This is a genomic window from [Clostridium] aminophilum (assembly GCF_900101295.1).
In the GTDB taxonomy this organism is placed as follows: domain Bacteria; phylum Bacillota; class Clostridia; order Lachnospirales; family Lachnospiraceae; genus Clostridium_R; species Clostridium_R aminophilum_A.
Genome location: NZ_FOIL01000005.1, coordinates 55767 through 81756 on the forward strand (window position 1 = coordinate 55767; position 25990 = coordinate 81756).

Genomic DNA, 25990 nt, shown 5'->3' on the forward strand with positions numbered 1-25990 from the left:
ACAATAAGGTGAAAGGTGCTCCGGCAGACGGCATATCGGCTGCCGGAGTCCCTTATACCGGAAGAGTAAGGCGGGATTCACCCGCAGATTCGATTGTAAAGAAAGGTTATTTCTCATGAACGATGCAATGAAGAAAGAAATCCAGAACAGAAAGGTCAGAATCGGAATCGACGTCGGCGGCACATTTACCGATGCTGTGGTTGTCGATAATTCGACCTATGAAATTATCGCAAAGGAAAAGGTTCCGACCACGCATCATGCGGAACATGGTGTGGCGGAAGGTATTGTTCAGGCCATCGATCAGGTGCTGACGAAAAACAATATTTCTCCGGATGATGTCATCTTCATTGCGCACGGAACGACTCAGGCGACCAACGCGCTTTTGGAGGGCGACGTCGCGCGGGTCGGCATTATCGGAATGGGAACTGGCCTGGAAGCCGAGCGCTCCAAAGGGGAGACGCGGGTCGGCAATATCGAGCTTGCGCCGGGCAAATATCTCTGCACAGAACATTGTTTCCTGGATTCCAGAGAACTCACGGATGAGCGCATCCGCGAGGCGGTGACCGAACTGAAAGACAAGGGATGTGAAGTGATCGTCGCTTCCGAGAGCTATTCGGTCGACAATCCGGAAAACGAAATGCGTGTGATCCGCATCGCCGGAGAGTGCGGAATGCTTGCAACCGGCGGATATGAGATCTCCCAGCTCTACGGCCTGAAGGCGAGAACCAGAACCGCGGTGGTCAATGCGGCGCTGATTCCGAAGATGATGGAGACGGCCGACATGACCGAAGAGGCGGTCAAGAATTCCGGCATCCGCAAACCGCTGATGATCATGCGCTGCGACGGCGGCGTTATGAGCATCGATGAGGTGCGGAAACGCCCGATTCTGACCATGCTGTCGGGACTTGCGGCCGGTGTCGCGGGTGCTCTCATGTACGAGAAGATCACGGACGGTGTCTTTCTCGAGGCGGGCGGTACGTCAACGGATATCTCCGCCATCCGCGACGGAAAAGTCATGATCAAGAATGCCACTGTCGGCGGCCATAAACTCTACCTGACATCTCTGGATGTCCGCACTGTCGGCATCGCGGGCGGAAGTATGATCGTGGTGGAAAACGGCACTTTGACCGATGTCGGTCCGCGCTCGGCCCACATTGCCGATCTGGAGTATGAAGTGTTCGCCGATCCGGAGGAGATGAAGGATCCGAAGATCGTTCTCATCGCTCCGAGACCGGATGATGAGGCAAAATACGCGGCGGTGGAGTGTTCGGACGGAAAACGGTACTCGCTGACCCTTGCCGGCGCGGCGAACATCCTCGGACTGGTTCCGGAACAGGATTACGCGAAGGGAAATGCCCGGGCGGCCGAGACGGCATGGCAGGCACTGGCGGATCTCACCGGAATGACCGTGGAGGATCTCTGCACGAAAGCACTGGACATTGGCGTCTCTAAGGTGAATGAGATTGTACAGGCGCTGGTGAAGGACTATGATCTGAATCCGAATCTGATCTATCTGGTCGGCGGCGGCGGCTCCGCTTCGGTTATCACGCCGTATCTGAGCCGGAAGTCGGGAATCCGCTTCCGCATTGCGGAAAATGCGCCCTACATCTCCACCATCGGCGTGTCTCTGGCGATGGTGCGCGAGCAGATCGAGCGAAATGTGGCAAATCCCACCGAGGACGATATCCGGAAGATCCGCCACGATGTGCTGGAAGTCATCACCAGAGCGGGAGCCGACCCGGCAACCGTGGAGATTTCCATCGATGTGGACAGCCAGAAGAATATTCTCCGGGCGACGGCAACCGGAGCGACGGAACTCCGCACAAAGGATCGCGGGACGAAGACGATCAGCGAGGAGGAGCGCGTAAAGATCCTCGCGGAAGGACTTCAGACGGATACCGCGAATATCGAGAAACTCGGGGAAGAGGGAAGATGGCATGCCTATGAGGCCTGCCTGGAGAAAAAGAGCTTTTTCGGCCTTTTCCGAAGCAAAAAGAGAGTGGTTCGCGTGATGGATGAGGAGGGCGTCATCCGCCTTCAGAAAGACCGCGCGGCTGCGATGATCTTTGACAAGAACGGTCTGAAGCAGGGATTCTCGGAATTTCTGGACAGCATGACGCAGTACAGTGATGCCGGCGCGGTTCTTCCGAAGACCTATCTTTTCTTTGGGCAGAAGATGAGCGACCTCAGCGGCGTTCAGACCAAAGAGCAGCTGATGAACCTTGCGGATATGGATCTGGAATTTGTATCCGATACTCAGAAAATTATAGCAGTCTGTGCGAAGGATTGACGATGAGTTTGAATGATGCGATTGCATTGGCGAAAAGTCTTTGTCATGAAGAGTGCATGGATCTTCTCCTGATGCAGGATCCGGCGGCCGCGAAAATCCCGGACGATTCCTTCCGGTATTATACGGAGAGCAGCATACGCATGGGAAAAGAGGCCGCGAACGCGCTTCTGACCTCCTGCGGAGCTCGGCCGGGTCATATCGGAATGGAGATCTGGGCCCGGTTGTGCGCGGAGGCGTGCGGGGTCCGCGTGCAGTGCGTGAAAGAGAATTCCGATCGGGGCTTCGGGCTGGAAATTGCCGCCAACACGGTGTTTGAACAGGGAACCTGTACGGTGGTGCTGAACGAGGATCTCATATCGGAAAAATATGAGTGCACAAAAGAAATTCCGGAAATCGGCGAGAGCGGCGTGGACCAGATGCTGAGTCTTCATCTGGCCCATGAGTATTTTCACTGTCTGGAATACCTGAAAAACGGGAGAGTGTACCGTCTTCTCAAACCGGCGAGGAAAGCCGGTTTCCTCGGAATCCGGGAATGCCGGATCCGGGCGGCATCGGAGATCGCGGCACATACCTTTGCCAATGAAGTGATGAAGTCGGCGGTGCCGCCGCCGGTCATTGATTATCTGACCATGCTCCGGCGGGGAGAACTTTCTCCGGAGGTTTTGGAAGAGCTTGTAACGAACATGCGCCGGAAGCGAGAGAAGGTAACCAGACCGGCCGCAGTGGAATTCGCCATGTGAAGAGAGGTTGGACCAGAAGATGAAGATGTTCAGGTATGGCAGCCGGGATATCCCGGTGATCGGAACGTTTGATACAGTGATCGTGGGCGGCGGGACTGCCGGAGCGTCCTGCGGAATCAGTGCGGCGAGAGAGGGAAACCGCGTGCTCATCGTGGAAAAAAGCATTTCGCTGGGCGGAGCGGCAGTCAATGCGCTGGTGACACCGGTGATGGAGTCTTTTGTTCCGCATGAGCGGAATTTCGGAGAGATCGAGGAAGAACTGAAAAAAATCGGTGTTCGGACGAGAGACGGCATCATGGAGTATGTCTATTCCACACCGGAGACGCGTTGTGAGGCGCTGGAACACCTCTTTTACGGCTACGGCGGAGAAGTACTCTACGATACCGTTCTGGTTGACGTGATCAAAGAGGGAAAGAAGATCGTCATGGCGGTTCTCTCCAACACCGACGGTCTGTGTGCGGTATCCGCGGATCAGTTCGTCGATGCGACCGGTGACGCGCTTTTGTCGAGACTGGCCGGGGTTCCCACCGTGTCCGGAGACGGGGACGGAAACAACCAGATGGCCAGTCTTCGCTTTGAGATGGGCGGAATTGATGTGGAAAAATATCGGGAATACTGTCTGTCTCTGAAGGATAGTTTTTCGCCGCTCACCTCTGGATTCTTCTTTGAATCGGCGATGGTTCGGAATAAAGGCTTCAAACTGGAACCGATTTTCCGGAAGGGTATCGAAAACGGGTACCTAAAGGAAGAAGATCTTGTCTACTATCAGTGCTTTTCTCTTCCGGGCGAGCCTGGCTGTATGTCCTTTAACTGTCCGCATCTTTCTTTCATGAAGAAGAATACGGATGCCCTTGCGCGCTCACAGGCGATCGCGGAAGGACATAAAATGATCCGCAGACTGGTCATTTTTCTTCAGAATATGATGCCGGGATTCGAGAACAGTTTTCTGATCCGTGTCGCCAGCGAGATCGGAATCCGGGAGTCCTACCGCATTGTCGGAAAGTATGTGCTGAATGAGGATGACTATATCCGGCGTGCCCGGTTTGAGGATCCGGTGGCAAAGGGTGACTGGTATATTGACGTTCACTCGGCGACAAAGGGGCTGGTTCACATGGAAAAATACATGCGCGGCGAGTATTACGAGATTCCGTACCGCAGCCTGATCAACGATACCGTGGACAATATGCTCACCATCGGACGCTGCATCTCGACGACATTTCTTGTTCAGGCCAGCATCCGCGTTCAGGCCTGTGTCACCGATCAGGGAGACTGTGCCGGAAAGGCCTGCGCGAGAGCCAGGAAGGCGGGCAAAGAGCTGGCGGAATTTGACGGAAAAGGACTCTGTGAGAACTGACGGGAAACAAGGAGAGGAACACATGAATAAGGAGAGTTCTTCCCGGTATCTGGGAATCGATATCGGCGGGACGGCGGTAAAACTCGGCATCATGGATGCGGAGGGAAATATTCTGGATCGGGCGTCATTTCCGGTGGATTTTGACGGATACCGGACGCCGATTCTGACTACCGTTCTCGCACGGGCGGAGGAATTTGCCGGAAGCCGGGTGAGGAACGGCGGGATCCGGGCCATCGGGGTCTCCGCGACGGGGCAGATTGACAGCCGCCGGGGAATCGTGATCGGAGCGGCGGGCCATCTGCCGAATTACATCGGCAGTGAGATTGGACCGGAACTGGAAAAACGCTTCGGCCTTCCGGTTTACACGGCCAATGACGCAAACTGCGCACTTCTCGGCGAACTGTGGCTGGGGGCGGCGCGGGGGCTTACCGATGTGGTGATGGTGACCCTCGGAACCGGCGTCGGCGGCGGAATCTTTGCGAATGGACGGCTTCTTGCCGGAAACCGCGGACTTGGCGGAGAGATCGGCCATATTATCATACGGAAAGACGGAGAACCGTGCAGCTGCGGAAACCGGGGCTGTCTGGAACATTATGCTTCAAGCACGGCGCTTATCCGCCGGGTAAAGGAAGAGATTGTCCGCGGAAACATTGACCGGAAGATTTTTGGACCGGAGACTGCGGCAGAGGGAAAAAACTCCGGAGCGGAGACGGCATTTCCGGACGGAAAGGCCATCTTTGATGTGATCCGGAAGGGCGCGGAGGATGTATATTCCGGGGATCTCGCAGCATTGCGGAATGTGGTTTCCGGGTGGGAAGATGACATCGCGGCAGGACTTGTGAGCCTGATCCATATTTTTGAGCCACAGAAGATACTGATCGGCGGGGGAGTGAGTGCCGCCGGCGACTGTCTGATGAATCCGCTCCGGGAAAAAGTGCTTTCCCGGGTGATGCCGCGGTTTGCCGACCAGCTTGAAATCGAGCCGGCTGCGCTCCGCAATGATGCCGGCCTTGCCGGCGCGGTTTACTATGCGATATCGGAGGAACAGAAGGTTTGAAGATAAGCTTTCTGATTTTGATTTACGTGAACAATGAGCCAAAGCCCACGCCTTAGTGAGGTCTTGGCGACTGCCGTTAAACGCCTGAAACTCGCGAAGCGTGTTTCAACTCGTTGGCGGTCCGGATACGCGCAGCTTCGTGTGGCGCATACCCGGGTCTGGAGGAAAAATATGATTAGAATTTATCGAGCTGCAAATTATCAGGAGTTGTCGAGAAAGGCGGCCAATATCATTTCCGCCCAGGTAATTATGAAGCCGAACTGCGTGCTCGGTCTGGCAACCGGATCGTCTCCGATCGGGACGTATCGTCAGCTGATCGAATGGTATGAGAAAGGCGATCTGGACTTCCGTGAGGTGAAAACCGTCAATCTGGATGAGTATGTCGGCCTGGACGGATCAAACTCCGAGTCCTACCGGTATTTTATGAATCACAATCTGTTTGATCATGTAAACATCGATCGGATGAACACGAATGTCCCGAACGGAAAAGCGGCGGACATGGAGGCGGAGTGCCGCCGGTACAATGAGCTGATCCGTTCTCTGGGCGGCATCGATCTGCAGCTGCTCGGCATCGGACGAAATGGACACATCGGCTTCAATGAGCCGGAAGAGGCATTTGAGAAAGAAACCCACCTCGTCCATCTCACGGAGAGCACCATCGAGGCAAATTCCCGTCTGTTTGACAGTGTGGATGAGGTGCCGCGGATGGCTGTGACGATGGGAATCAAGTCGATCATGCAGGCAAAAAAGATTCTTCTGATTGCCAGCGGCGAGGACAAGGCGGATGCCGTTCAGAAGGCACTCTTTGGCCCGGTCACCCCGCGGGTTCCGGCTTCGATTCTTCAGATTCATCACGATCTGACGGTTGTCGCGGATGATGCGGCGCTGTCCGGCTGTGATCTCGGCTCAAAGGGGATGATCGTATGCTGATTCAGAATGCCTGTGTATATACGGAGGAGTTCCGGTTTGCCAAAAGGGACGTCCGCGTGATCAATGACCGGATTGACACGGTATCGGCCGCGCCTCTCAGGCCATATCCGGTCGAAGAGGTGATCGATGCCGCGGGCAAATGGCTCATTCCGGGACTCACGGACATTCATTTTCACGGCTGCGTTTCTCATGACACGAACGATGCGACGGAGGAGGCGCTGCGCGCCATGGCGAAATATCTCCGGAGCTGCGGTGTCACCACGATTCTGCCGACTACGATGACGCTTCCGAAGGAGGAGGTTGAGAGAATCGTTCGGACGGCGGAGGCGTATTCTCATACGCAGAAGCGCGATGAGGCAGTGATCGTCGGCGTGAATCTCGAAGGACCTTTTATCTCAAAGGACAGGGTCGGGGCTCAGAATCCGCTCTACGTTCAGGAACCGGATGCGGATTTTGTGAAGAAACTGCAGGAAGAGACCGGACATTTTGCAAAAATCATCACGGTCGCGCCGGAGGTGGACAAGGCGATGGATTTTATCGAAAAACTCCACGACGAGATCCGGATTTCGATCGGGCATACGATGACTGATTATGAGACGGCGAAAGAGGCATACAAAAAAGGCGCAAAGCATCTGACACATATGTTCAACGCGATGCCGGGGCTTCATCACCGGAATCCGGGACCGATGGCCGCGGCGCAGGAGGCGGAGGACGTTACCTGTGAAATCATCTGCGACGGCGTGCACATTCACCCGGCGATGATCCGTGCGGCATTTTCCTTAATGGGGCCGGAGAAAATGATCCTGATCTCGGACAGCTGCCGGGCGGCGGGAATGCCGGATGGTGAGTATGAACTCGGCGGACAGAAAATATTCAAGCATGATCATGCGGCATTCCTGGAGGACGGCACGCTGGCGGCGAGCGCGACCAATGTATACGACTGCATGGTCAATGCGATTGATTTCGGTATCCCGGCGGAGGACGCGATCCGTGCGGCGACCTATAATCCGGCGAGGGCGGCCGGGATCCTGGAACGCTACGGAAGTATCGAAGAGGGAAAGAAAGCAAGAATGGTGCTGATCGATCCGAAGAATCATTACCGGCTGGTACGGGTTTTCTGAGAAGAGAAGCATAATCGGGCGAAGCATTCTCCTATGACACAAAAAGAGGCAGAATCCGTGATCGGAAAAACTCCGGCGGCTGGTTCTGCCTCTTTTGTCGTCATATATAACACTGCGTTCTCGTAATATACGGGCCCGCTTACTGTACCGTCAGACGCTTCAGATCCCGGTAGAATTCCGGATAGGAGATGTCAACGCACTCTGCGTCCAGGATTTCCGTTTCTCCGGAAACCGCAAGGGCGGCGACGGCGCAGGACATGGCGATACGGTGGTCCTTCCGGGTTTCGACGGCTGCGCCGTGCAGCATTTTCCCGCCGCGGATGATCATGCCGTCATCCGTCGGCGTGACGTCCGCGCCCATAGCGGTGAGGGCCGCCGTCATGACCGCAATCCGGTCGGATTCTTTTACCTTGAGCTCGGCGGCATCCCGGATGACCGTGGTTCCCTCGGCAAAAGCCGCCGCAACCGCGATGACCGGCAGTTCGTCGATCATAGTCGGAATCTCGGCGCCGCCCATCTCTGTTCCGGAGAGGTGAGAGGAACGGACCAGCAGGTCGGCAACCGGCTCGCCGGAAGATTCCCGTGGGTTCAGGACGGTGATATGGGCGCCCATACGCTTGTAGACGCGAAGGATGCCGTCCCGGGTCGGATTGATCCCGACGTTCCGGATGAGAACCTCGGCATTCGGCGTGATGAGGGAAGCCGTGATGAAATAAGCGGCAGAGGAGATGTCACCCGGGACAAGGATCTTCTGCGCGTGGAGTTCGTCGGCAGGCCGGATGGATACCGTGGTCCCCGCGGTTTGAAGGTCCGCTCCGAATGCGGAGAGCATGCGCTCGGTGTGATCGCGGGAGACGGTCGGTTCCGTGACGGAGGTTTCGCCGTCGGCATAGAGGCCGGCGAGGAGAATGGAGGATTTGACCTGAGCGCTTGCCACCGGGCTGTCATAATGCGTTCCGCGGAGACGGCATCCCTCAATGGTGAGCGGAAGGCAGTCGTTTCCCCGGTCGCTTGCGATGCGGGCGCCCATGGCGGAGAGCGGTGTCATAATACGCTTCATCGGCCGCTTTTGTATCAGCTCGTCGCCGGTCAGACGGGACGTAAAATTCTGTGCGGACAGGATTCCGGAGATCAGACGCGCGGTGGTTCCGCTGTCACCGACATCCAGTATGCCGTCCGGCGCGTGAAGACCGCGGAGACCGAGACCGTGGACCAGAACATGCCCCGGGCGGAGGACATTCTCCTCCACACGGACACCCATCCTGCGAAAGCAGGCGATGGTGGAGAGACAGTCTGCGGCGTTCAGAAAGCCGTCGATTTCGGTGGTTCCCTTTGCAAGCGAACCGAACATGATGCTGCGGTGAGAGATGGATTTATCTCCCGGAACGGTGATTTCACCGCGGAGAGAAGATGCCGGATTGAGACGCATGATGATTCCTTTCTGCATACCCTGATGTGGGCTTTCTTTTGAAAAAGGCCGGCAAGCGGCCTCCGTGTCTGTACGGGGCCGCCTGCCGGCCGCATTAATACAGCGGACTTGGGTTTTAAAGCGACAGCTTGTAGTTGAAACTCAGAAGAAGTTCGATCGCCGCATCCATGCTGTCCTTGTCGTAAAAACTGATCTGCATGGTGCCGTCTTCATAATCCCGGCTGTTGTTGATGCCGATGTTCCGGATATTGATCCCGGCGGTGGCGAGAATCGAAGAAATGACGGCGATCGCACCGAGTTCGTCGCGGACATCCACCGAGAAAGAATAATCCGGGTCGAGAGACCCCTTCTTGCTGTTGGTAAAAGAAGAGCGGTACTCGCGGGATTTCGTGAACATTCTCTCGATATAGCCTTCGGTGTGCGATTTGAGTTTGTCGACGGTGGTGTTCAGGGAGGCGATGTAGGCTTCCAGAACCTTGACAATATTGTCTGTGTTCGTCATCGCGATCTGTTCCCACACGATGGGGGAGGAAGAGGCGATTCGGGTAATATCCTTGAATCCGCCGGCGGCAAGATTTTTCATGTTCTGCTCTTTATCGTCGCGCTCACGCACGAGATTGACGAGAGAAGCCGCGATGATGTGCGGAAGATGACTGATGGTCGCAACGATCTCATCATGGTGCTGATAGTCGAGAATGATCGGGATCGCTCCGATCATATTGGCGACGGATTCGATGCGGTCCACCAGCGCCTTCGGCGAATTTGACGTTGGCGTAATGACGTAGTACGCATTTTCCAGAAGGTGATCGTTGGAGTGTTCGTAGCCGGTCTTCTCGGAGCCGGCCATCGGATGTCCGCCGACAAAGCAGGCTTCCATGCCGAGACGGCTGACTGTGCGATGAACCTCGGTCTTGGTGGAGCCGACGTCACTGATCACCGCTCCCTCCTTCAGAAGCGGGCGGATGGTTTCAAGATAGGAGGCGATGTATTCCACCGGAGTGCAGAGATAGATGATATCGCATTCGGAAAGTGCGGGATCGTCGGCACGGTCGAGAATCCGGTCAATGGTTCCGTCGCGCAGGGCCGCTTCCAGTGAAGTGCGGGTGCGCATATATGCCATAATACGGACATTTTTGTCCGCACGTTTGATGCTGCGGGCGATAGACCCGCCGATGAGTCCGAGTCCGATAAAACCGATCGTTAACTGCTCCATAGGATAACCTCCTTGTTCTGAGATACTGCATGTTGCAGACAGACGAATCCAATGCCTGCATAAACAATATTGTAATTCATAACTTTAAAGCTGTAAATCCAAAATGATAAAAATCTTATATATTTTTTTAAGGGAGAAAATGTGTTGCGTGTTTTCAGACAAAATCACACGATACTATCTGCAAGGAGTGACAAAATAAGAGTAAAAGCATAACGGAAATTCGAAAAACCATATACAAATTAGTATAAATTGTACAAAATACTTGAATTGTCAATCAGTTTTCGGTACAATATTGACAGTGATTTAAATACTTATATTTCAGGAGGATTTGCACATGAACGTTTATAGCACTAAGCAGCTCCGTAACGTAGTTCTTCTGGGACATGGAGGCGCCGGTAAGACCACAGTGGCCGAGGCATTGGCACTGGTTACCGGCGTCACCAAGAGATTAGGCAGTGTGCCGGATGGAACCACCATCAGCGATTACGATAAGGAAGAGATCAAGCGTCAGTTTTCTATCTCAGCTTCCGTGGTACCGGTAGAGTACGAAGGTGAGAGCGGACCGATTAAGATCAACGTTCTGGATACTCCTGGATATTTTGATTTTGTAGGCGAAGTGGAAGAAGCGGTAAGCGTAGCGGACGCAGCCATCATTGTTGTCAACTGCAAGGCGGGAATTGAGCCTGGAACCATCAAGGCATGGAAACTCTGTGAGGAGATGAAGCTTCCGCGTCTGATCTTTGTCACCAACATGGATGATGATCAGGCAAGCTTCCGTGAACTGCTCCTGAAACTGGAAACCCAGTTCGGAAGAAAGATCGCACCGTTCCAGGTGCCGATCCGTGAAAATGAAAAATTCGTCGGCTTTGTCAATGTCGTTAAGATGGAAGGCCGCCGCTTTACCAATATGTCGGAGTACGTGCAGTGCGATATCCCGGATTATGCGGAGAAGAATCTGGCCATCGCAAGAGATGCCCTGATCGAGGCAGTTGCCGAGACCAACGAGGATTACATGGAGCGGTATTTCTCCGGTGATGAGTTTACCACCGAAGAGATTCAGGGTGCACTTCGCGAGTTTGTATCCAAGGGCGAGATGGTTCCGGTTATCATGGGCTCCGGAATTCATGCACAGGGATTCAGTTATCTCCTTCAGGTTATCGACAAATATTTCCCGTCACCGGAAAATCTTCAGTGCACGGGTGTTGACGCCGGAACCGGCGAACATTTCTACACCGGTTATAATGAAGAATCGGCGAGAAGCGCAAAGATCTGGAAGACCGTGGTTGATCCGTTCATCGGCCGCTACAGCCTTCTGAAGGTGGTTACCGGAACTCTGACGCCGGATACCCAGATTTACAATGTTTCCCGCGACGCGGTGGAGAAGATCGCAAAACTGTATGTTCTCCGCGGAAAAGATGCCATCGAGGTGAAGGAACTTCACGCAGGCGATATCGGTGCGCTGGCAAAACTGACCGTAACCGAGACCGGTGATACCATGGCATCAACCAATGCGCGCGTTCTCTATGACGGACCGAAGCTGTCCAAGCCGTATACCTACAAGGCATACTCGGCAAAGACTAAGGGCGATGAGGACAAGATCTCCCAGGCACTGTCGAGACTGACGGAGGAGGATCCGACCTTAAAGGTTGTGACGGATACGGAGAACCGGCAGACACTTCTCTACGGCATCGGTGATCAGCAGCTCGACATTGTTGTCAGCAAGCTGGCGGAGAGATATAAAGTGGCCGTTGAACTCCGGAAACCGAAATTCGCATTCCGCGAGACGATCCGCCGCAAGGTGACCGAGGCGGGACGGTATAAGAAACAGTCCGGCGGACACGGACAGTTCGGCGATGTCAAGATGGAATTCGGTCCCTCCGGCGATCTCGAGACACCGTATGTATTCGAGGAGCAGGTATTCGGAGGTGCCGTTCCGAAGAACTATTTCCCGGCAGTGGAAAAGGGCGTCGCAGACTGCTGCCTCAAGGGACCGCTTGCCGGATACCCGGTTGTCGGACTGAAGGCGGTTCTTCTGGACGGATCCTATCATCCGGTTGACTCATCAGAGCTTGCGTTCAAGATGGCGGCCAATATCGCCTTCAAGAAAGCCTTTATGGAGGCGCAGCCGGTTCTTCTGGAGCCGATTGTATCTCTGAAGGTCAATGCGCCGGATCAGTTCACCGGAGACATCATGGGTGATCTCAACCGCAGAAGAGGCCGTGTGCTCGGTATGGATTCCGATCACAACGGAAGCACTGTCGTATCGGCGGATATCCCGGCCTCCGAGTTGTACGGATACGGAACCGAGCTCCGTTCCATGACCGGAGGACTTGGAACCTTCGAGTATGAATTCTCCAGATATGAGCAGTGCCCGGGGGATGTTCAGGCGAAAGAAGTCGAGTCGAGAGCTGCTGAACTGGCGGAAGACTGAGAACGGAGAAATGAAAGGAATGAGTGGAATATCGGACCGAAAGCAGAGCAAATCCGTGTGAAACGGAAGAGGGGCAATGCTTCGGAAGCGATAGAGTCCGGGATCGTTTGAGAGGAAACGAACCGGCAGAGGGGGAGAGTTGTGTCGGGAAGGCGTGATTCCGGAGACGGGATCACGCCTTTCTTCCTTCTTCGATATTCCAAAACCACAAAGAATCGCTTCCGCTGCGGACGTTGCGCTGTCTGCGGCCTTTTCTCCGAAAATCCGGTGACACAACATCACGGTGCGAAGGTTGCTCCATATAATGATGAAATATAAGATATAATTGCAGAAATATAGACAAAACAGACAGCTATTCACAAGCAGAAGGGCGTTGAAAGGATTAATTTTGTGAAAGTTTTCTTTTGAAACCGGATCTCCGACTGTGTTACAATCGTATCAAAGGAGGCAAAAGATGCAGACAGGAGATTATCTGGTACACAATAGCGGCAAAGTATGTCAAATCACCGGAACGGAGATTATGAAGCTGACGGGAAAGGACGTCCGTTATCTGATACTGACGCCGATCCGTGGATCGGCAGAGACCATCTATGTTCCGGAAGAAGTGGCATCCGCCACATTGAAACCGATTATGTCCAGGGCAGAAGCGATGAACCTGATTCACCGCATGGATGAGATTGAGCCTCTGAAGATCCGGAACGAACGCCATCGTGATCAGGAATATGCGGCAGCATATAACACACAGGATATGGATACCATGGTTTCGGTCGTAAAGGAACTTCATAATCGTCAGGAACACCGTCGCAGCATCGGAAAGGCGCTTCCGTCGAAAGATGCGCAGATGATGGCCCGCGTGCAGAGCACGATTGACGAATGCATGGCAGTTGCCCTGGGAATCCGGCCGGAGGAAGTCAGCGATTTCATCCGGGACAACCGGTAGCAGCAGACGGCTGCGCGGGCGTAAGTATTGACACGGGATAAAGAATGCGATATTCTATCGTAGAAATGTGAAGAAGAGGAATAGTAGCAGACGGAACCATTCCAGAGAACTGCCGGGAGGTGCAAGGCAGCATGGGGAAATCCGTGAACTCGCCTCGGAGCAGCGCGCGGAAGACCGCATTTTCCAAGGGGGTATGAGACTCTGCAGAGGATGCCGGGGGTAAGCGTCGCCGGGATGTCCCGTTACAGACCTGATGAGTGTACGTGAAAGCGTAAAGCGGAGTGGTACCGCGCAGACATGAACAAATGGCCCTGCGTCTCCTGATCGGGAGATGCGGGGCTTTATCTTATTTAAAAGAAACAGAAAAGGAGCAGAAGTCATGAAATACGATTTTAAGAAGATCGAACCGAAGTGGCAGGCAGCCTGGGAAAAGAACAGAGCGTTCGAGGCTGTGGATTTTTCCGAGAAACCGAAGTGGTACGGACTGGTGGAGTTCCCGTATCCGTCCGGCGTCGGCATGCATGTCGGCCACATTAAGGCATATTCCAGTATCGAGGTAATCTCCCGCAAGAGAAGAATGCAGGGGTATAATGTTCTCTTTCCGATGGGCTTCGACTCCTTCGGTCTTCCGGCCGAGAACTATGCGGTCAAGACCAATACGCATCCGCATATCATCACCGAGAAGAACATTGAGCATTTTACCGATCAGCTGAAGAAGGTCGGTTTCTCCTTTGACTGGGACAGAGAGTTTGCCACATCCCGCAAGGATTACTATAAATGGACCCAGTGGATCTTCATCCAGCTCTTCAAGAAGGGACTGGTATTCCGCGCAAAGACCCTGGTCAACTACTGCCCGCACTGCAAGGTTGTTCTCTCCAACGAGGATTCCCAGGGCGGAAAATGTGACATCTGCCACAGCGATGTTGTTCAGCTTCCGAAAGACGTATGGTATCTGCGCATCACGCAGTATGCGGATAAGCTCCTGGACGGCCTGAACGATGTCGAGTATCCGGAGTCCATCAAGCAGCAGCAGGTCAGCTGGATCGGAAAGAGCACGGGAGCATTTGTGAACTTCGGTCTCGACGGTACGGACGAGAAACTGGAGGTTTACACCACCCGCTGCGATACGCTGTTCGGCGTAACCTTCATGGTTGTTGCTCCGGAGCACCCGGTGCTGGATAAGTATAAGGACCGGATTGCTAACTGGGACGAGGTAGAGGCATACCGCGCAGAGTGCGCGAAAAAGACGGAGTTCGAGAGAACTCAGCTGGTAAAGGATAAGACCGGCGTGAAGCTGGACGGCCTTTGCGGCATCAACCCGATCACCGGCAAGAAGGTTCCGCTGTTTATCGCAGACTATGTCATGATGGGATACGGAACCGGTGCGATCATGGCGGTGCCGGCACACGATCAGAGAGACTGGGATTTCGCTAAGAAGTTCGGCGCGGAGATTATTCCGGTCATCGAGGGCGGAGACGTGGAGAAAGAAGCTTACGCGGGCGACGGAACCATGATTAACTCCGATTTTCTGAACGGATATACAAACAAGAAGGATTCCATTGCCCGTATGCTCGAGGAGATCGAGAAGAGAGGCATCGGTCATAAGGGAATCCAGTACAAGATGAAGGACTGGGCGTTCAACCGTCAGAGATACTGGGGCGAGCCGATCCCGCTGGTTCATTGCCCGAAATGCGGTACGGTTGCAATTCCGGAGAGTGAGCTTCCGCTGGAACTTCCGGATGTGAAGAACTTTGAGCCGGGTACCGACGGACAGTCCCCGCTGGCAAAGATCGATTCCTTTGTGAACTGCAAGTGCCCGCAGTGCGGCGGCGATGCAAAGAGAGAGACGGATACCATGCCGCAGTGGGCGGGATCTTCCTGGTACTTCCTGCGTTTCTGTGATCCGCACAATGACAAGGCATTTGCGGACCGCAGGAAGCTCGATTACTGGATGCCGGTGGATCAGTACAACGGCGGTATGGAGCATGTCACAAGACATCTTCTGTATTCCAGATTCTGGCATCATTTCCTCTACGACATCGGCGAGGTGGGATGCGCAGAGCCGTATGCAAAGAGAACCTATCAGGGAATGATCCTCGGCAAGGACGGCGAGAAGATGTCCAAGTCCAAGGGAAATGTTGTCGATCCGCTGGATGTTGTGGAAGAGTACGGTGCCGACACTCTTCGTACCTATGTCATGTTCATGGGCGATTACACTTCCTCTGCTCCGTGGAGCGATGATACCGTAAAGGGCTGCAAGCGATTCCTTGACCGTGTCGGCGCTCTGACGGATATTGCGACCGCAGAGAAGGAAGACGCAAAGATTGAGTCTGCGCTCCACAAGACCATCAAGAAGGTAACGGAAGACATCGAGGCGATGAAGTTCAACACCGCCATCGCTTCCATGATGGCGCTGATCAATGAGTTCGGCAGAGCAGGTGCGATCACAAAGAATGATCTGATCACCTTCATCAAGCTTCTCAGCCCGTTTGCTCCGCACATTACCGAGGAGATCTGGGAAGAACTGGGCATGAACCCGGACGGAAAGACCTTCTGTACTCTGTCCTCCTGGCCGGAGTACGATGAGGCGAAGACCAAGGATTCCACCATCGAGATCGGAGTTCAGGTCAACGGTAAGGTCAGAGGAACCGTAACGCTTGCGGTTGACTGTACCAGAGAAGAGGCGTTTGCGGCAGGAAAGGCCGATGAAAATGTTCAGAAGTTCATGGAAGGTAAGACCGTAGTCAAGGAAATCTACGTTCCGGGCAAGATTCTGAACTTTGTTGTTAAATAATCAATGCTGATCTACAATCACGCTGCCATTGAGAAAAAATGGCAGTGTGAGACGGGCAGATATCAGCTGACCGTGCCGGAAGGGGCTGTTTTCGATTCTCGGAAGATCCGGGAAGAACTGGAAACGCTTCTCCCGGCTTTTTTGGATGACTATCGCTTTGACTACGGAAGCGATGGGCTGACACTGGGGCTGATGTTTGCGGGCTATCTTGTGTCCGGATATGTCCGGGGCGGCAATCCTTTTCTCTGTTCGCTGAAGGAACTGCCCACCGGTGATGAATATTTTCCGGAAGCACTGGACGGCGTCTACGGTTTTCTGGCGAGAACGTACCGCGATTTCGGAGAGATGTTCGACCTGACGCCGGAGGGAATAAAGGAAAATGACGGATATAGGGAGGAAGACCGGAGGCCGGAGGCCGGAAAACGGGAGAAATCAGACCGCGCCGATGAGCGTTTTCTTCCGGTGGACAAGGCAGAGATCAAGGACGGGATGAAGGCAGAAGCGAAAGCAGAGTCAGAGGGGGAAAAGGCATGGCGTCAGTGCAGGGACCGCTACTCGGCCATGATTTGGGAGAGATATGAAAAACGGCGTTTCCGGACGATTCCGCCCGCTTTTATGGAATATGAGCGGGCGATCCGGAGATTATACCGGGTCTGTGGATATGCGGATCCCGTAACCTGCGCGGATTTTTTGAAGATGCTGTCGCCCTTTGCACCGAATCTTGCGGCAGAACTTCTCTCGTTTTTGGGATGAATCAAAAGAAAACAAGTCCTGTGATCCAGCTTATTGATAGACATTTATATGACGAAATATGATAAAGTAAAAAGAAAAAAGTAATAACGGACTGTATTTGTGTAATTTGCTAAACGGTCATAGTCTATAGGTTGGGATAGAATTATGTTTTATACAGTGAGAGGATTGTTAAAAGACCGGGGCGTCCGGCTGGAAGACACGGCCTACCGAAACTGCAATGAGCAAATGTTGGATTTCAGGATTGCTTCGGGGGATTTCTACGAGATTCCGGATGTAAGTGACGGTATACTGCGTTTTAAGAATGCGGCGGATCTGCTTTGTTACAACATGCTTTGCGAACAGCTTCCGCCTTTGAAACGTATTGTTTTCCGGCATAAAGAAATGTTTCCGTATTACGGGGAGAATCTTGTTAAGATCTGTGAAGGCCTGAAAAACGAACCGGAATCCGTCTGCGTGGAAGGCGGTCCGTGTCTTTTTGGAGAACATGAAGTTACCGCTGTTATTGAGCTGAATGATGGATCGTCCTATTTTTTTGATTATTCTACAGGGAAGAAATATCATGATCAGGAGAATGGGGCGTATGCGCAAACCGATCTGGATCTGGCGGGATTCATGGAGCAGAACGGGGAAAATATCAAAGATATTGTCTTCCACAATCATAAGACCGGCCTGACCTATCAGGAATATCTTCATGTCTTTTTCCCGTTTGCGGTTGCCAATGCATTACAGGCAGCACTGGTGATGACTTTACCGGATATGTCTTACCGCAAATATCTGGAATACTGTCTGCGTTATCTCAGGAAAGACCTCAGGGAAAAGACGGTAAAGGGATTTGAAGAGATCCTCTATCATATAAGTGATATGTATCTTGAACTGATCGATGAGCTCAGGAAGGTTCTTGCGGTAAAAGGATTCGTCCTGGTTCATGGCCGCGATCAGAAAATGCTGGATCTTTTCTATGAAAAAAGAGCACCTTTTATTGAAAAAAACAAGGTTTTGCGTTCTTTGACTTCCAATACGGCAAAACTGGAGTCCATCAAGGATTATATTTCCATGCCGGCTCTCCCATACTATATATTCGGATCAAAATACATTATCGAAGTCAACAGTATGGATGAGACGGATTCCTACCGCAAATGCCGTAAATTTCACAAGAAAGATACCGTGATGGGGTGTATCCTGTTTCCGGAGCTGCTGAGTGAGGACGGAATCAATACGCTTTACTGTACGACTCCGGAATACAAGGATTACGGCAAGTTTAAATCTGAACTGGAGGAATTATGAAGGATTATCTTTTTTCCCACAAAACCAGAAAGGCCGATATCCTTCTTATGTTTGTGGTCGGCCTTCTTTTGATGATCTGTCTGCATTTCAGGGTTCCGATAGCGGAGGTTTTTTCCAAAACCAGGGAGATATCGCTGGGATATATCACCAGAGAATATAAGGGTCTTTATTATGTTATCGATAACGGTCATTCAAGAATCATGTGTTTTGATTCGGACGGGAAAGAGCGTTACTCGATCGTAGATCCAAGCGATAACGGATCGAGCGTTTTGTATATCGATGACTGTTTGATAACGGATGAGAATCTTTATCTGTCTGTCTCGGAATGGGATGGCATGCTGCTGGCCAGAGAACTGGTCATGAAGTATGATCTGGATGGCAATTATATCGAAAATGTCACCCAGAACATCTACGACGGCTATCAAAACAACAAACACTCCTTCTATGGTCTGACGGAAGATCAGGGAGCGCTTATGTTTGGCGAATGCATGGCCGATTCGGTCCTGATTCACCGCATTAAGGACGGAACGGATGAGGAAAAACGGATCCCTTATCCGGATGCCTTTGATTCGGTAAGCGATCTTGTCATTGAGCGTGATGCGATCTTCATCATGGACAAGAACGGTCAGATCAATCGTTTCGAAAAAAACACGTCTGATCTGATCTATACGACGGAGTGGGAAAATGAGGAAGACCGCATTCCGTACTGCATGGATGTCAAAAACGGTGAGGTATATTTTACAGATATCCGAAATCTGGAAGCGGTCAGGATCAATGGCGAAGATCAGAAGACCAGAGTGATGATCGAAGGTACCGATTCGCAGACGGTCACGGTATGTTCAGAGAATGATGATCTTTTGGTGACCAATTCCGATGGTATCCAGCGAATCGGAGAAAACGAAGCCCAATTCACGGAGATCCGAAAATCGGACGCCGATCTGGTAAGACAGTATGTATTTTTAGGCTGTTCGGTGTTGCTGTTTCTTGCCGGCATCCTGTTTGTTCTTCGACTGTTCATGGATGTTTCCGGCCTCAGATTTAATACCGCTAAGAGCGCTCCTTTTACGATTGTGATCGTCGGAGCGGTGATTTTAGCGGTACTCAGTACGACCCTGCTCAATGCGTTTCGTGATTCTTATATGGATAAGATCAGAGAGCAGCTGAGAGCCACAGCGCTGATTGTTTCGGAGAGTATTGATGAAGCCGATGTGAGCAATATCAAAAAGGCATCTGATTTCAATTCCGAATCGTATCTCAACCTGATTGACCGGATGGAAAGCGCTTTCCCGATGAACGTTGATTTCTACAGGACGGCTTACTGCAATATTCTGAAGCTGTCTGAGGACAGACAAACCGGTTACGGCATTGCCTATCTGGATCAGTCCATCGGTGTTTATTTTCCGCTCGATGAAGTCGAGTATGATGAGGTGAGAGAGGTCTATGACACCGGCAATGCGGTCTGGAACGATGCCGTCGCCGATGTCACCGGTACGTACCTGTCTGTAAAGGTGCCGGTCTACTCATCCGATCGGAATGTCATCGGGGCGGTAGCGGTTGGCGCCGATACCTATGTGGTATCGGATATGATCCAGCAGATGCAAAAAGATGTACTGTTTTCGATTGTCATCATCCTTCTGCTGCTGTGGGTAATGACCAGTGAGGGGCTTTCGTTCTTTTATCTGATCAGCCGCTATCGTGAAAAGAAGATGAAAAAGAGCGGGAATGCTGTGGTTCCGGTCCATCTGATCAGACTGCTGATCGTTCTGGTGTTTACGGCTTTCAATATGGTGTCGTCCTTCCTGCCGGTTTACATTTTAAAAAGATGTGAATTGTTTGCGGGGAGTTATGCCGGTCTGATCGCGTCGCTGCCTTTGACGGTCAATATCTTTGTTATGGGGATCATGTCACTGGTATCCGCAAAACTTGTCAGACGTTTTGGCATAAAGAAAATCTTTATGTTTTCCTGCCTGTTCGCTATGGCCGGAAATCTGACCATGCTGATACCGAACTATTTTACAATGGTATTGGGGCTGTTGCTGGATGGTATCGGTGTAGGTCTGATCTCCAACTCGATCTACATCATGCTGACTTACCTGAATGATAAGCAGGTTCGGAATGAATGTCTGAACAATTACAATTCCGCCAGCCTTTCCGGTATCAACATGGGTATGCTTTTCGGTGGTATTATAGCTACGACGCTCGCACAGAAATATGTCTTTGTCTTTGTGGCAATGACCTGGCTGTCGCTGTTCTTCTTCGCCGGATTCCTGGCAGGTAAACTGCAGGATATCATAGCGAGCGATGAGAATGCTGAGTTTACTGCGGACGCCAGACAGAACGTTTCAGGGTTTATCTTTCATAAGACGATCCTGTCGTTCTTTGTGCTGATCCAGAATCCGTATATCATCTTCAACAGCTTTGTGTTCTACTTTGTTCCGGTTTTTGCGGAAAGCATAGGATATAATGAAACGGTCATCTCTGTACTGCTGGTATTGTACTCGGAAGTAGCCGTACTGTTAGGTTCCCGCGTATGGGACAAGACGGAAAAGGCGTTTGGAGATTACGCGATCTATCTGGCGATCGGACTCAATGTTGTTGCGTTTGCGATCTTTGCGGCGCAGCCTGAACTTATCGGTATCATCATTGCACTGATCGTAATGGGCATCAGCGCTTCCTTCGGAAAGCCGACGCATCAGTCATTCTTCCTGCGGCAGAAACCAACGGTTGAATTCGGTCAGGACAATGCGATCGGTGTCTATAACTTTACCGAGAATATCGGTGAATCACTCGGCCCCGTCATCTTCTCAAGACTTCTGGGTGCCGGAGGTGTCACAAACATGTCTTTCCTGGCATGCATAAGCGGTCTGGGATTATTGCACTACATCATAAACAGAAAGGAGCTGGGCCATGGAAAATAAGAAGAAATCCATAAACAGAGCGTTGTATACCGGTACGACGGTACTGGTACTGGTTATCAGCCTTTTGATGGGGGCGTTCGGTTTCCGGTCTTATGTGGATACGGTCTTTCAAAAAGACCAGGCTTATCTGCGCGATATACTGAAGCTCACCCAAAAATATATCGACGGCGATGATCTGGAAAAATGCATCGAAACGAAACAGAAGAGCGAAAAATACGAATATGCTCAGAGTTTCCTTGACCAGGTTAAGGAGAACTATGATGATATCGAATACATCTATATCATTAAACCGCTGAATGCCAATGATTCCGACAACATTATGGATGTCATGGCCGGGATTACCGCGGAAGAAAAGGAAACAGATTATGATTTCTATTCCGTCGAACTGGGTAAACTGAACAAAGATGGTTATTCGGCAACCGTTGCCGGACAATATCTTAATGGTATGGACGCGAAAGACATTACGTATTTCGCCAACCACACCGAGTTCGGCTATGATTATACCGGCATGTTGCCGATCCGAAATTCGCAGGGAAAAGCGGTTGCCCTGTTGGCAATCGATATATCCATGAATGAAATCACAAAAGTCCTGATGACTTATGCGGTGGCAACGCTGGTTATGATGATTCTGATTGCTCTGCTGGCCGTTTATTTTGTCAACCGGTGGCTGAAGAATCGCGTCATTGATCCGGTGCTCAGACTCGAAAAAGTATCGGAAGCATTTGTGGAAAGCAGCCGCAGAGCGGAAATGCCGGAAGAGCTGGTCATCAACGACCCGGACATTCATACAGGGGATGAGATTGAATCGCTTTCCGTCGCGATATCGGACATGTTTGTCGGAATGAAGAACTATATGAGTTCCCTGTTAACGGTTACCAGGGAAAAGGAGAGGATCGGCGCCGAACTGGACGTTGCAAACAACATCCAGGCGTCCATGCTGCCAAGGATATTCCCGGCATTCCCGGATCACAACGAATTCGATATCTATGCGACAATGGATCCGGCCAAGGAAGTGGGCGGTGATTTCTATGACTACTTTATGCTGGATGATCATACCATCGGCCTGGTCATGGCCGACGTTTCCGGCAAGGGTGTACCGGCTGCATTGTTCATGGTTATTTCCAAGACCCTGATCAAGAATCGGTGTCAGGATTCCCGTTCTCCGGCTGAAGTTCTGAGCTATGTCAATGATCAGCTCAGCGAAGGGAATGACAGTGATATGTTTGTTACGGTATGGCTGGCTATCCTGGATATCAATACCGGAAAAGGTCTGGCTGCCAATGCCGGACATGAGCATCCGGCGATCCGGAGAAAAGGCGGCAAGTATGAACTGGATATCTATCGTCATTCTCCTGCCGTGGCAACGATGGAAGGTATGCGTTTCCGTGAGCATCCGTTTGAACTTAATCCGGGTGATTCTCTCTTCGTCTACACAGACGGTGTGCCGGAGGCAAATGATGAGGCCGGAAAATTCTACGGCACTGACCGCATGATCGAATGTCTCAATGCGGATCCGGATGCTGACGTTCAGAAACTACTGATCGATGTAAGAGAAGATATCAGAAAGTTCGCCGGAGAAGCGGAACAGTTCGATGATATCACCATGCTGGCCTTTGATTTCTGGGGACCGGATGGAAAACAGAAGTGATAAGACCGCAAGCCCTCACTGCCTTTTGACGGTGGGGGCTTGCGGTCTTTCCGCCATGCCGGGATGGGGCTTTACCATTCTGTCCGCAAAACAGATGTGAATCATGGGAGCAAAGAACCTTGACGGCGATTCATGCGTCAGTGTAAAATGAAATTTACTATGTATAAGTGTGCAAAAACCACAGAAAACTCTTCTCGGGTCCCACGACGCAGGGGCATCCGGGGGAAGCATACGGGCATAAAATGTGAATGAGAAAGGCGAATGGAACGTGAAGATTCTGGGAAAAAATCTCAAACAGATCCTTCCCGGCCTTGCTGCGGCCGGTGCCGCGGCAGGGGCGGCTTTTTATGCGCGTTCGGAATATGAGAAGAACCATTTTGTGACCGGAACCTATGTGATTCGATCGGAGAAGATCCGGGAGAAGGACCGGAAATTTATTTTTCTGACAGACCTTCACGAAAAGAGATTCGGCATTGACAATGCTCCTCTCGTCCGGGCGATCCGCCGGGAGGCACCGGACGGGATTCTGGTCGGCGGGGATATGGTTGTCTGCAGAAGAAGTGACGGCGGAAAACCGGTCTGTGAGGCGACGATCTCGCTTCTCCGGAGACTGGCGGAGGATTTCCCGGTGTGGTATTCCTACGGAAATCATGAGGACCGGATCGGGGAAACGGAGCCGTTTTTTGCCCGGCTCCGGGAGAGCGGCGTCCGGATACTGGACGATGAGAGTGAGAAAATCGGGAGCGATCTCCGGATTACCGGATGCCGCGTCGATGAGAAATATTACCGTCATGTTCTGACGATGCCGGAGATTGCGGCCGGTACCATTGAACGGCATGTCGGATCCTGCGGATCCTGGGACGGAGAAGAACGGTTTGAACTTCTGATGCTGCATTCGCCGCTCTTTTTAAAAGCGGCGGCAGCATGGGGCGCAGATCTTGTTCTGTCCGGACATTTTCACGGAGGAACCGTACGGATCCCGGCCATCGGCGGGCTGATGACACCGCAGTACCAGTTTTTCTGCCCTTACTGTGCGGGCGGATTTGAGGAAGGCAAAACCAGGATGATTGTGGGCCGGGGATTGGGCACGCATTCGGTCAACATCCGAATCAATGACATGCCGGAACTTTTGGTTCTGAAACTTGTGCGGGGATGACTATGGAGATATCGTATAAGCTCGACAATTTCGAGGGGCCGCTGGACCTTCTGCTGAAACTGATCGAGAAGAACAAGGTGAGTATTTTCGATATTCCGATCGAGATGATCACCGATCAATATCTGGAATACGTGCGGCAGATGCCGCAGGAGGATCTGGATCTTCTCAGCGATTTCCTTGTCATGGCGGCGACACTCCTTGCCATCAAGTCGAAGATGCTGCTTCCGGCGGAAAAGAAAGAGGAGGAAGAGGGCGATCCGAGAGAAGAGCTTGTCAAACGGCTTCTGGAATACAAGATGTACAAGTACATTTCGCAGGAACTGCGGCTGTATGAGTTGAATTCCGAAGACCGATTCTACCGCGCGCCGACGGTTCCGAAAAAGGTTCAGCAGTATGAAGCACCCATCGATCTGGATAAACTTCTGGCCGGGATCACGACGGAGCGTCTGAAACATGTGTTTCAGACGGTGATGAGAAGACAGCAGCAGTCCATTGACCCGATCCGAAGCAAATTCGGAACGATCCGGAAAGAGCCGGTCAGCCTGGAGGATACGGTGAAGCGGGTGCTGAGATATGCTCGAAAGCGGAGAAATTTCAAGTTCAGTCAGGTGATTGCCGAGGATCACGACCGCATTCATGTGGTGGTGTCCTTCCTCGCATTGTTGGAACTGATGAAAATCGGAAAGATCCGGCTGGTGCAGGAGAATCTTTTCGATGAGATGGATATCGAGACCATCGAGCCGGAAGGCGAGACGGATGATCTGGATCTGGAGGAATTGAGTGACTTTGACGGAGAATGAGAAGAACAAGCGCATCGTGGAAGCGGTGCTGTTTACGATGGGAAAATCGGTGGATCTCGCTCATCTGGCCGCCGCGATTGAATCCACCCCGAAGGCGGCGGAAAACGCGGTGACGGAACTCGCAAGGGAATACGATGAGCAGAACCGGGGAATGCAGATTATCCGGCTCAATGATTCCTACCAGATGTGCACCAGAGAAGAGTTCTACAACAATCTCATCACGGTGGTGAAGATCCCGAAGAAGCAGAATCTGACGGATGCCATGCTGGAGACATTGTCTATTGTCGCCTACCGTCAGCCGGTTACCCGACTGGAGATCGAGAAGATCCGCGGAGTCAAATCGGATCACGCGATGAGTAAACTCCTGGAATACGATCTGATCTACGAGGTCGGACGGATGGAGGCGCCGGGACGGCCGATGCTGTTTGCCACAACGGAGGAATTTCTCCGCCGTTTCGGCGTGTCCGGAAAAGACGAGCTGCCAAAGGTGCCGGAAGATAAGACAAAACTTTTTGCTCAGCAGGCGGCGGAAGAAATCAAGCTGGACGATCCGGAGATGATGGCCCGCGTTCAGGAGGAAGCGGTCAATCCGGAATTCGATGTGGTTTCGGAAGCAGTGAATGAGGACGGAGAGAACGATACCGGCGATCGGTTGGAGATCGCCGTGACAGAAGGGACAGAAGATGAAAATCAGAATTAAATATTTTAACGATAAAATTGAGAAACTTCGCTATATTGACGGAAAATCCGACTGGATTGATCTCCGGGCGGCGGAGGATGTCGTGCTGAAGAAGGGCGAATTCCGCGCGATTCCGCTGGGAATTGCCATGCAGCTGCCGGAGGGATATGAGGCACACGTGGTTCCGAGATCCAGCACGTTCAAGAACTTCGGAATTATCCAGACCAATCATATGGGCGTGGTGGATGAGAGCTACTGCGGAGACAACGATCAGTGGTTTATGCCGGTGCTGGCGGTGAGAGACACCGAGATCCATACGGGCGACCGGATCTGCCAGTTCCGCATCATGGAGCATCAGCCGAAGCTTGAATTTGAGGAAATGGAGCATCTGGACGGTGAGGACCGGGGCGGTCTGGGAAGCACCGGCAGAAACTGAGAACCGCATCCGGCATC

At 52.2% G+C, this 25990-nt stretch carries 19 protein-coding genes and 1 other annotated feature; of the genes, 17 read left to right on the top strand and 2 right to left on the bottom strand.

Annotated elements, in window-relative coordinates; translation table 11 throughout:
- The first annotated feature begins 127 nt into the window (after positions 1–127).
- From BMW41_RS02645 to nagA, 6 genes are all read left to right on the top strand, one after another.
- On the top strand, positions 128–2290 hold the full coding sequence (locus BMW41_RS02645; RefSeq protein ID WP_242870276.1) for a hydantoinase/oxoprolinase family protein: 2163 nt from the start codon (positions 128–130) through the stop codon (positions 2288–2290).
- A 2-nt stretch (positions 2291–2292) separates the two neighbouring features.
- Positions 2293–3030, top strand: coding sequence for a hypothetical protein (locus BMW41_RS02650; protein ID WP_074648630.1), 738 nt, complete (start codon positions 2293–2295; stop codon positions 3028–3030).
- Between the two features lie 19 nt (positions 3031–3049).
- Positions 3050–4384 (top strand): FAD-dependent oxidoreductase, encoded by a 1335-nt coding sequence (locus tag BMW41_RS02655; protein WP_074648632.1) that lies wholly within the window; start codon positions 3050–3052, stop codon positions 4382–4384.
- A 22-nt stretch (positions 4385–4406) separates the two neighbouring features.
- Complete coding sequence (locus tag BMW41_RS02660) at positions 4407–5441, top strand: ROK family protein (protein WP_074648634.1); 1035 nt, start codon at positions 4407–4409, stop codon at positions 5439–5441.
- Positions 5442–5612: 171 nt separating this feature from the next.
- Positions 5613–6371, top strand: a complete 759-nt coding sequence (gene nagB, locus BMW41_RS02665; RefSeq protein ID WP_143050794.1) for a glucosamine-6-phosphate deaminase — start codon at positions 5613–5615, stop codon at positions 6369–6371.
- A complete protein-coding gene (nagA, locus tag BMW41_RS02670; RefSeq protein WP_074648636.1) occupies positions 6365–7492 on the top strand; it encodes an N-acetylglucosamine-6-phosphate deacetylase in 1128 nt (375 codons plus the stop codon). The genes nagB and nagA overlap by 7 nt, the downstream gene beginning before the upstream one ends.
- 139 nt (positions 7493–7631) lie before the next feature.
- On the opposite strand, the gene aroA is transcribed toward nagA, so the two are convergent.
- Both aroA and BMW41_RS02680 read right to left on the bottom strand, forming a co-directional pair.
- Complete coding sequence (aroA, locus tag BMW41_RS02675; protein ID WP_074648700.1) at positions 7632–8921, bottom strand: 3-phosphoshikimate 1-carboxyvinyltransferase; 1290 nt, start codon at positions 8919–8921, stop codon at positions 7632–7634.
- A 115-nt stretch (positions 8922–9036) separates the two neighbouring features.
- Positions 9037–10134 (bottom strand): prephenate dehydrogenase/arogenate dehydrogenase family protein, encoded by a 1098-nt coding sequence (locus tag BMW41_RS02680; protein WP_074648638.1) that lies wholly within the window; start codon positions 10132–10134, stop codon positions 9037–9039.
- Between the two features lie 334 nt (positions 10135–10468).
- Between BMW41_RS02680 and BMW41_RS02685 the strand changes: the two genes are divergently transcribed.
- The 11 genes from BMW41_RS02685 (at position 10469) to BMW41_RS02735 (ending at position 25973) form a co-directional block, all read left to right on the top strand.
- A complete protein-coding gene (locus BMW41_RS02685; RefSeq protein WP_074648640.1) occupies positions 10469–12565 on the top strand; it encodes an elongation factor G in 2097 nt (698 codons plus the stop codon).
- A gap of 454 nt (positions 12566–13019) precedes the next feature.
- A complete protein-coding gene (locus BMW41_RS02690) occupies positions 13020–13505 on the top strand; it encodes a CarD family transcriptional regulator (protein WP_074648641.1) in 486 nt (161 codons plus the stop codon).
- 61 nt (positions 13506–13566) lie between these two features.
- Positions 13567–13829: a binding site (T-box leader), on the top strand.
- Between the two features lie 55 nt (positions 13830–13884).
- The gene (gene leuS, locus BMW41_RS02695) at positions 13885–16299 is read left to right on the top strand and encodes a leucine--tRNA ligase (RefSeq protein ID WP_074648643.1); all 2415 of its coding nucleotides are present in this window, start codon (positions 13885–13887) and stop codon (positions 16297–16299) included.
- A gap of 3 nt (positions 16300–16302) precedes the next feature.
- Positions 16303–17052 carry a hypothetical protein gene (locus tag BMW41_RS02700; protein WP_074648645.1) on the top strand — a complete coding sequence of 250 codons (750 nt, stop codon included), beginning with the start codon at positions 16303–16305 and terminating at the stop codon, positions 17050–17052.
- Between the two features lie 144 nt (positions 17053–17196).
- Positions 17197–18336: a ribosomal RNA processing 1 family protein gene (locus BMW41_RS02705; RefSeq protein ID WP_143050795.1), complete on the top strand. Its 1140-nt coding sequence runs from the start codon at positions 17197–17199 to the stop codon at positions 18334–18336.
- A complete protein-coding gene (locus tag BMW41_RS02710) occupies positions 18333–21254 on the top strand; it encodes an MFS transporter (RefSeq protein WP_074648649.1) in 2922 nt (973 codons plus the stop codon). The genes BMW41_RS02705 and BMW41_RS02710 overlap by 4 nt, the downstream gene beginning before the upstream one ends.
- Entirely contained in the window at positions 21244–22902 is a 1659-nt protein-coding gene (locus BMW41_RS02715) for a PP2C family protein-serine/threonine phosphatase (RefSeq protein WP_074648650.1), read from the top strand. The genes BMW41_RS02710 and BMW41_RS02715 overlap by 11 nt, the downstream gene beginning before the upstream one ends.
- Before the next feature lie 268 nt (positions 22903–23170).
- The gene (locus tag BMW41_RS02720; RefSeq protein WP_242870277.1) at positions 23171–24058 is read left to right on the top strand and encodes a metallophosphoesterase; all 888 of its coding nucleotides are present in this window, start codon (positions 23171–23173) and stop codon (positions 24056–24058) included.
- Positions 24059–24060: 2 nt separating this feature from the next.
- Positions 24061–24858, top strand: a complete 798-nt coding sequence (locus BMW41_RS02725; RefSeq protein WP_074648652.1) for a segregation and condensation protein A — start codon at positions 24061–24063, stop codon at positions 24856–24858.
- Positions 24839–25558: an SMC-Scp complex subunit ScpB gene (scpB, locus tag BMW41_RS02730; protein WP_242870278.1), complete on the top strand. Its 720-nt coding sequence runs from the start codon at positions 24839–24841 to the stop codon at positions 25556–25558. The genes BMW41_RS02725 and scpB overlap by 20 nt, the downstream gene beginning before the upstream one ends.
- A complete protein-coding gene (locus tag BMW41_RS02735) occupies positions 25542–25973 on the top strand; it encodes a dUTP diphosphatase (RefSeq protein ID WP_074648654.1) in 432 nt (143 codons plus the stop codon). Before scpB ends, BMW41_RS02735 begins: the two co-directional genes overlap by 17 nt.
- The last annotated feature ends 17 nt before the right edge of the window (positions 25974–25990 follow it).

Coding starts and splice junctions, on each gene's coding strand:
- BMW41_RS02645 (WP_242870276.1), top strand. CDS start 128: ATGAAGAAAGAAATCCAGAACAGAAAGGTCAGAATCGGAATCGACGTC.
- BMW41_RS02650 (WP_074648630.1), top strand. CDS start 2,293: ATGAGTTTGAATGATGCGATTGCATTGGCGAAAAGTCTTTGTCATGAA.
- BMW41_RS02655 (WP_074648632.1), top strand. CDS start 3,050: ATGAAGATGTTCAGGTATGGCAGCCGGGATATCCCGGTGATCGGAACG.
- BMW41_RS02660 (WP_074648634.1), top strand. CDS start 4,407: ATGAATAAGGAGAGTTCTTCCCGGTATCTGGGAATCGATATCGGCGGG.
- nagB (WP_143050794.1), top strand. CDS start 5,613: ATGATTAGAATTTATCGAGCTGCAAATTATCAGGAGTTGTCGAGAAAG.
- nagA (WP_074648636.1), top strand. CDS start 6,365: ATGCTGATTCAGAATGCCTGTGTATATACGGAGGAGTTCCGGTTTGCC.
- aroA (WP_074648700.1), bottom strand. CDS start 8,921: ATGCGTCTCAATCCGGCATCTTCTCTCCGCGGTGAAATCACCGTTCCG.
- BMW41_RS02680 (WP_074648638.1), bottom strand. CDS start 10,134: ATGGAGCAGTTAACGATCGGTTTTATCGGACTCGGACTCATCGGCGGG.
- BMW41_RS02685 (WP_074648640.1), top strand. CDS start 10,469: ATGAACGTTTATAGCACTAAGCAGCTCCGTAACGTAGTTCTTCTGGGA.
- BMW41_RS02690 (WP_074648641.1), top strand. CDS start 13,020: ATGCAGACAGGAGATTATCTGGTACACAATAGCGGCAAAGTATGTCAA.
- leuS (WP_074648643.1), top strand. CDS start 13,885: ATGAAATACGATTTTAAGAAGATCGAACCGAAGTGGCAGGCAGCCTGG.
- BMW41_RS02700 (WP_074648645.1), top strand. CDS start 16,303: ATGCTGATCTACAATCACGCTGCCATTGAGAAAAAATGGCAGTGTGAG.
- BMW41_RS02705 (WP_143050795.1), top strand. CDS start 17,197: ATGTTTTATACAGTGAGAGGATTGTTAAAAGACCGGGGCGTCCGGCTG.
- BMW41_RS02710 (WP_074648649.1), top strand. CDS start 18,333: ATGAAGGATTATCTTTTTTCCCACAAAACCAGAAAGGCCGATATCCTT.
- BMW41_RS02715 (WP_074648650.1), top strand. CDS start 21,244: ATGGAAAATAAGAAGAAATCCATAAACAGAGCGTTGTATACCGGTACG.
- BMW41_RS02725 (WP_074648652.1), top strand. CDS start 24,061: ATGGAGATATCGTATAAGCTCGACAATTTCGAGGGGCCGCTGGACCTT.
- BMW41_RS02735 (WP_074648654.1), top strand. CDS start 25,542: ATGAAAATCAGAATTAAATATTTTAACGATAAAATTGAGAAACTTCGC.